Below are 7,383 nucleotides of genomic sequence, written 5' to 3' on the forward strand. Positions count from 1 at the left end.
GAGCTGACCCGCCGCTGGGGCGCCTACGCCTCGGTCTTCTATGGCCAGAACGGCACGGTGGGCTCGACGAGCCTGCTGAACGGCCGCGGCGTCTCGCAGGTGGGCGGCGAGGTCTACTACCGGCCGGACTGGTCGCCGGCGGGCGCGCAGGTGCAGGTGTTCGGCCGCGCCTTCGAGACCCTCGACGGGCCCCGCGGCACGGCGACCGGCGGCAAGACCACCCAGGGCTGGATCGGCCTGGAGGTGAAGCCGCTGCGCTCGCAGAACGTGGTCCTCGAGGCCAGCCGCCTGGTGAAGATCGGCGGGCTCGCCGAGAACGACTGGATGCTGCGGGCGGCCTGGTCGGCGAACGCCGGCCTGCTGCCGGTCCTGGGCCGCCGCAACTGGCCGATGTGGATGGCCTATGTGGAAGGGGCGCGGCTCACCGAGCATCGCGAGAGCCTGGGATTCGCCGACCTGCGGTACGGCCGGACCTTCAGCCTCTCCAGCGACGGCGGCTGGCTGGCGGCGCCCTTCGTCGGCGCGGTCTGGGCCTACGACAACAAGATCGCGCGCCGCTCGGCGCTCGGCGCCGGCCCGGGCGTGATGGTCCGCAGCTGGTTCCGCGAGACGCCCGACAAGGCGCCCCAGTCCTACGTCGATTTCGCCGTGCAATACCGGGCCCGGATCTCCGGCGACCGCCGCGGCGAGGGCGTCTTCGGATCGATCAGCGTCTCCTACTGAGGACTCCTCTCAGGGGAACCGGCTTGACCCGCGAGCCCCCACGCCCGCCAGCTTGGCGCGGTCCATGGGGGAGATCCGGCACGTGCCTCTGGCGGAGACGTCCGACCTGAGCCAGTTCGTCTCGCTGGCGCCGCTGGCGTCGACCTCGCCCGGCGAGACGCATTCGGCGCTCATGCTGTCGCAAGCCTCGTTCAGCGGCGATTTCAGCTTCGGCGCCTCGGTGCTGACCGACCAGCAGCTCCGCCTGAACAGCGCACCCAACCCCTGGGAGACCGCCTGGGTCGTCTGGGACTACACCGACAACGACCACTTCTACTATTTCGCCCTGAAGACCAACGGCTGGGAGCTCGGCAAGCGCGACCCGGCCTATGCGGGCGGACAGCGGTTCCTGGCCACCGGCTCCGACACCAGCTTCCTCCTGAAGACCTGGTACCAGGTCTCGGTCGCGCAGTCCGGCGGGACCATGGCGGTCAGCGTCGACGGCCGGCAGATCGTCAGCTTCGCCGACGCCGAGCGGCCCTACGCGTCGGGCCAGCTCGGGCTCTACGCCGAGGATGCGCGCATCTACGTCGACAACGTCACCGGCGCTCTGACCGACAGCTTCGAGAGCTATCCCCAGGCGCCGCTGCAGGACGGCTCGCTGATCGGCGCGAATTGGGAGATCGCCTTCCTGGGATATGGCGCGGGCGGCGTGACGCAGCTTTCCGTGCAGCCCGTCTCGCCCGCCGCGGTGCTGAGCCTTCCCCTGAGCGCCGCGCCGGCCGACGCCCTGGTCGGGGGCCAGAAGGCGGACGTGCTGGTGGGCACGTCAGGGGCGGACCTGCTGGACGGCCGGGCCGGCGGCGACACCCTGTCGGGCGGCGCCGGCGACGACACCTACGTGGTCGACAACGCCAGGGACCAGGTCAGGGAAGCGGCCGGCGCGGGCGTCGACACCGTGCGGACGAACCTCTCCAGCTACACGCTTCCGGCCAATGTCGAGAACCTGCAGCTCACCGGCGGCAAGGGCGAGAAGGGCTTCGGTAACGGCCTGGACAACATCCTGACCTCGAACGGCGTGTCGGCGAGCCTCGACGGCGGCGCGGGCGACGATGTCCTGGTCTCGAACGGCGGCAAGGACACCCTGACCGGCGGCGCCGGCCACGACGTGTTCCAGATCGCCGCCCTGCCGGCGGGCGCGGCCCGGATCACCGACTTCACCCCGGGCCAGGACGTGCTCGACCTGCGGCCGCTGCTGACCGGCTACGCCGGGCCGGATCCGGTGCTCGACGGATGGGTTAGGATCGCGCCCGACGGCGCCGGCGGGACCCTGGTCCTGGTCGACGCCGACGGCCCGCAGGCGGCGCATGGGTTCGTGGCCGTCGCGGACCTGCTGAAGGTCTCCGGCGGCCTGGCGATGCAGGTCGACTGGGTCTTCCGCTGAGCGCCTGCGCGGATATGCCGGCCCGGCGCTCGCTTGTCCTTCACGGCCAAAGGCTTAAGCTGCCGGTGGGGGCTGTGGATAAGATGCTCGGCAGAGTCGGGTTCACACCGAAGTCAGGCGTTTCGCGCATGCTGTGGACGGTCGGCGTGGTGCTGGCGGCCACCTTGCTCGGACTTATGCTCGAGCGCGGCATGGGCGTGAGCCGCGGCACGCTGCTCTACTTCGGCGCCGTGCTGATCTGCGCGGGCTGGCTCGGCGTCTGGTACGGCCTGCTCGCCGCCCTCGCCGCGACCCTGGCCTATAATCTCTCGACCGGCGCGGCGACCCTGCACTTCGTGCTCGGGACCAAGCAGGACATCGTCAATCTCGTCGTCTATTCGGTGGGCGCCTGGATCGCGGGGCTCTACGTGGACGAGACCCGGCGCGAGCGCGACGCGGTGCTGAGCGTCGCGCGCCGGCCGCGCCATGTCGCTTCGGAATCACGGCTGGTGCGCTTGCGCGACTGGCTGCGCGGCTGGCCGCCGCTGGTGGAAGCCTCTCGGGTCGCCGTCGCCCTCTTGGTCAGCATCTCGTCCCTGGGCATCGGTCTCCTGGTCATGCGCGCAGTCGGGCCCGCCGCCGTCTCGATGATCTACCTGGCCGGGGTCGTGCTTTCGGCCAGCCTGCTCGGCTCGCGCTATGCGCTGATCACCGCGCTCGTGAACGTCGTGGCCTACGACTACTTCGTGGTCGAGCCGCGCTACACGCTGGCTCTGAACAGCGCGGTCGCCGGCGTAAACCTCGTGGTCTTCCTGGCGGTCGGCTGGCAGGTCGGACGTTTCACCGAACGCGTGCGCTACGAGCGCCGGGCGGTGCGCAGCCTGTTCGACGCCGGCCGCAGCTTCTCGGCGACGGCTGACGAGCAGTCGCTGCGCGAGCTGATCTGCAAGGCCGTGGCGATGGTCTCGGGGTCGCGCTACGTCGCGGTCTGTGACGAGACCGGCCGGGTCTTCGCGCGCACGGCGGCGCGCGAGCACGATCCGCCGCCGCCCGAGCTGCTGCGCGAGACGAGCCCCATTCCGCCGCACCGGCTTTGGAGCGTCCAGGCCCTGAGCGCCGAGGGGCGGACCTTCGGACGGGTGATCTGGGCGCGCGGCGTCCCCGATGAGGACCGGCTGGTCGAGGCGACCGTCAATGTGCTGGTCGATCTCGGGGGGGCGGCGATTTCCCGGGCGCGGCTCAGCGCGGAGCACGCGCAGCTGGAAGTGGTGGCTCAGGCCGAGCAGCTTCGGCGCGCCCTGCTGGCCTCGGTCTCGCACGACCTGCGCACGCCGCTGGCCGGGATCCTGGGCTCGGCGACGAGCCTGCTGGACCACTTCGACAAGTACGACGAGCGGATCCGGCGCGACCTCCTGGCGAACATCCGCGAGCAGGCGCACCGGCTCAGCCGCTACATCGAAAACCTGCTCGGCATGACCCGGCTGGAGTCCGGGACTCTCCAGCCACAGCTGCAGGCCGTGGCGCTGGAGGCCGTGGTGGTCGAGGCGTGGGAGATCATCGCGGAGAACGCCGGGCCGACGAAGCCCGAGCTCGACATCGAGGACGGACTGGAAGTGCTCGCCGACCCGACGCTGCTGCGCCAGGTGCTCTGGAACCTGCTGGAGAACGCGGTGAAGTTCAGCCCCTCCGGATCCACCGTGGAGGTCAGCGGCCGTCTGATCCGCAACCGGGTGCGGCTCACCATCCGTGACGAGGGTCCGGGCCTGCCGGAGGGCGAAGCCGAGCAGCTCTTCGAGCCGTTCGTGCGCGGCCTGCACACCAAGGGCTCCGGCTTCGGCCTGGGCCTGTTCATCGCCCGCAGCTTCCTGGAGGCCATGGGCGCGGCGATCAAGGCCCGGGCCGCCAAGGACGGGCGCACCGGCCTGACGTTCGAGCTCTCCCTGCCCAGGCCGGCGATCGTGGAGGTGGCGGCGTGACCAACAAACCTTCGATCCTGGTCGTCGACGACGAAGAGCAGATGCTGCGCGTGCTCAGGCCGACGCTGGAGGCGCAGGACTACAGCGTGGCCACGGTCACCACCGGCGAGGCGGCGCTCCAGGCGCTGGCCGCCGAGAGCTTCTCGGTCATGATCCTGGACCTGGGCCTGCCCGACATGGACGGCAAGGAGGTGATCCGCCGCGCGCGCGCCTGGACCAACCTGCCGATCATCGTGCTGTCCGCGCGCGACGCCGATACCGAGAAGATCGCCGCCCTCGACGACGGGGCCGAAGACTACCTCGCGAAACCCTTCTCGGTTGGCGAGCTGCTCGCCCGCATCCGCGTGGCGCTGCGCAGCGGCGAAGCCGCGGTCAACGCCCAGACCCTGACCGTGGCCGGCCTGGAGTTCGATTTCCGCCGTCGCCGCGCCAAGCTGGCGCGCGGCGAGGTGAGCCTCTCCGGCCGCGAGACCCAGTTCCTGCGCCTGCTGCTCGAGCGACGAGGACAGGTCGTCACCCATCGCGAGATCATCCTGGCGGTCTGGGGCGATCTCGACCGGGCCGACGCCCAGTTCGTCCGCGTGCTGGCCGGCCAGGTGCGTCACAAGGTGGAGGAGAACCCCTCCGAGCCGCGGCTGATCGTGACCGTCCCGGGCGTGGGCTATCAGTTCGGGGAAACCGCTCCGGATGCGGACCCGGTCGCCCCGGCCGCGGCGCACTCCTGAGCCGATGGCTGCGCGGCCGCGCAGCCCGCGGGGTGCGCGCCGAGGTCAGACCGAGAGGAGCCGGTCGAAGAACGAACGATAGCGCTGCATCGCCAGCCGCAGGTCCTCCGTCGAGACCTTGTCGCCGCGGTCCCACTGCTTCTCCAGGCCGGAGCGTTCCTCGGCGAAGGTCTCCGCCAGCCGCTTCATGGTCATCGCGACCAGATGGTCGGCGCCCTCGACGGCCTTTCGCGGCTCGTCGACGAACCCGGTCTGGATCGACTCCCAGTTGCCGCGCAGCTCGTCGACCTCCTTCGGGTCGAGCAGCGGCGCCGGCTTGCCGCCGTCCTTGCCGAAGCTTCGCGGCTCGGCGGCCCCTTGGCCGGACGCCTCGGCCAGCTCAGCGGTCGATAGCTCGTCCTTCTGCGGCGCGGGGCGCCCCTGAGGCTGCGGCGCACGGTCTCGGTCAGTGTCGGGCATGGCGGTCCTCTTGGGTTGGAGCCTGCCTGTCGCGCCCGCCAGGCAGGCCGACGAGGTCTTCGAACAGCGCCTTGCAGTGGACCATGGCCTGGCGCAGGTCCTCGGTCCCGGCCTGGCCGCGTTCGTGGCGCTGGGCGATCTCGTGCGCGGCGCGGTAGTGCTCGACCACCTCCGGATGGTCGACGGAAAGGTCGGCGGCGCGTTGGTCGAAGTCGCTCATCGGGTAGCCGCGCGCGACCATCACCTCGCCGAGCAGCTTGTCGGCGGCGGCGATCGCCGCGCCCGGATCGTCGACGAACTGCGCCTGCACGCCGCGCCAGCGCTCGATGAACTTGGTGCGGTCCTCAGGCGCCAGCGGACGGATGTCCAGCGCCTCGACGCGCTTCTCCCGCTGGCGCAGCTCCGATTCGGCCTTCAGGCGTCCGCCGCTTTCCTCGACGGTGCGGCCGTACTCCGGTCCGAACTTGTCGCGCAGGTCCTTCGAGCGGCGCTGCACGTAAGCAAAGGCGATGATCGCGACGATGACGATCACCGCCGCGATGATGACGAGGGTGGTTGTATCCATGGACGTGCTCCGATCGGCATGGTCGCCGACAGGAGCGCCACCCAGCTGCGACCGCGGGCTCTCCAACGGATTTGCTGAGCCGCAGTTCCGCCAGGCGGCCAGGGAGCGCCGTGGAAGCGACGGGCCAGGCGCTCGAACGAGGGCGCCGGGAGCCTGTCGGCCTCAGAAGATCCAACCGTCGTCGTTCAGGATCGTCCCGTGGGCGACGCCGTTGAGGATCTCGGCCCCCGTGGCGTTTGAGAGCGTGAGGTCGAAGTGCTCGTCAGGCTCCGGCGTGGTGTCGCCGACCACAGGGATCCAGACCTGCTTGACGCTCTCGCCGCCGCCGAACCATATCTCGTTGGATGGGAACACTCCGCCCTCGAAGTCCGATGCGCTCGCCGGACTGGCGCCGGACGGGGTGACGGCGTAGAAGGCGGTGGTCGGGCCGGACAGGTCGCCCGCCCGGGTGACCGTATAGACCTGATAGTCGATCCCGTCGTTTCCCTCGGCCTGCGCGATGTCGGAAGACAGCGAGATCGTGGTGGCCGCGTCAGGCGCCGGAGCGCTGGGAGCCACATAGCCGGCGTCGTCGTTCAGGATCGTGCCGTGGGCGGCGCCGTTCAGGATCTGAGCCCCGGTCGGGTTGGACAAGGTGAGAGCGAACTGCTCGTCGGCTTCGGGCGTGGTGTCGCCCGCCACCGGCACCCAGATCTGCTTCACGCTCTCCCCGCCGCCGAACCAGATTTCGTTGGACGGAAGCACACCGCCGCTGAAGTCCGAAGCGCTCGCCGGATTGGCGCCGTAACCGCTGACGGCGTACTCGGCCGTGGTCGGGCCGGACAGGTCGCCCGCCCGGGTGACGGTGTAGATCTGATAGTGGGTCCCGTCGTTTCCCTCGGCCTGGGCGACATCGCCGGATAGCGAGATCGTGGTGGCCGCGCCGGGCGCGGAGGCGCTGGCCGGCGCGCTGGGCGCGACATAGCCCGCGTCGTCGTTGAGGATCGTGCCGAGCGCGGCGTTGTTGAGGATCTGCGCGCCCGTCGGGTTGGACAGGTTGACGGCGAACTGCTCGTCGGCTTCGGCCGTGGTGTCGCCCGTCACCGGCACCCAGATCTGCTTCACGCTCTCCCCGCCACCGAACCAGATCTCTCCGGTGGGAAGCACGCCGCCGTCGAAATCCGAGGCGCTCGCCGGATTGGCGCCGTAGCCCGTGACCGCGTAGTTGGCGGTGCTCGCCTGGGAAAGATCCCCGGTTCGCGTGACGGTGTAGACGTACCAACTGGTCCCCGCATCGCCTTCCGCGTGGGTGATCGCCGTCGGATCGGAGATGGTGATGGCGGTGTTGGTCGAGGGGGCGACGGCCGATTGCGAGCTCTGCGCGGACTGCGTGGGCACGATGGCCGTGTAGCCCGATCCCGACGTGTAGGGGTTGGAATCCCAGACCTTGATGTAGTCGATCTTCATGGCCGCCTGGCCGCCGGTCGAGGAGAAGTCCGGCGCACCGGCCCACGAGCCGCCGACCGCCAGGTCGGCGAAGATGGTCATCGCCTG

Annotated in this window: 7 protein-coding genes; 4 read left to right on the forward strand and 3 right to left on the reverse strand. The window is 70.4% G+C overall.

Annotated elements, in window-relative coordinates:
* The 4 genes from VLI41_RS11690 to VLI41_RS11705 form a co-directional block, all read left to right on the forward strand.
* A partial coding sequence (locus VLI41_RS11690; RefSeq protein WP_325268253.1) for an NfrA family protein occupies positions 1 to 723 on the forward strand: 723 nt, incomplete at its 5' end.
* A 64-nt stretch (positions 724 to 787) separates the two neighbouring features.
* On the forward strand, positions 788 to 2,146 hold the full coding sequence (locus VLI41_RS11695) for a type I secretion C-terminal target domain-containing protein (protein WP_325268254.1): 1,359 nt from the start codon (positions 788 to 790) through the stop codon (positions 2,144 to 2,146).
* 128 nt (positions 2,147 to 2,274) lie between these two features.
* Positions 2,275 to 4,101, forward strand: coding sequence for a DUF4118 domain-containing protein (locus VLI41_RS11700; RefSeq protein ID WP_325268255.1), 1,827 nt, complete (start codon positions 2,275 to 2,277; stop codon positions 4,099 to 4,101).
* On the forward strand, positions 4,098 to 4,826 hold the full coding sequence (locus tag VLI41_RS11705) for a response regulator transcription factor (RefSeq protein WP_325268256.1): 729 nt from the start codon (positions 4,098 to 4,100) through the stop codon (positions 4,824 to 4,826). The genes VLI41_RS11700 and VLI41_RS11705 overlap by 4 nt, the downstream gene beginning before the upstream one ends.
* Positions 4,827 to 4,871: 45 nt before the next feature.
* On the opposite strand, the gene VLI41_RS11710 is transcribed toward VLI41_RS11705, so the two are convergent.
* The 3 genes from VLI41_RS11710 to VLI41_RS11720 form a co-directional block, all read right to left on the reverse strand.
* Entirely contained in the window at positions 4,872 to 5,285 is a 414-nt protein-coding gene (locus tag VLI41_RS11710; RefSeq protein WP_325268257.1) for a hypothetical protein, read from the reverse strand.
* Positions 5,272 to 5,850, reverse strand: coding sequence for a hypothetical protein (locus VLI41_RS11715; protein WP_325268258.1), 579 nt, complete (start codon positions 5,848 to 5,850; stop codon positions 5,272 to 5,274). Before VLI41_RS11715 ends, VLI41_RS11710 begins: the two co-directional genes overlap by 14 nt.
* 162 nt (positions 5,851 to 6,012) lie before the next feature.
* On the reverse strand, positions 6,013 to 7,383 hold a 1,371-nt coding region (locus VLI41_RS11720; RefSeq protein ID WP_325268259.1), incomplete at its 5' end, for a Calx-beta domain-containing protein.

Source organism: Phenylobacterium sp. (assembly GCF_035475775.1).
GTDB lineage: Bacteria > Pseudomonadota > Alphaproteobacteria > Caulobacterales > Caulobacteraceae > Phenylobacterium.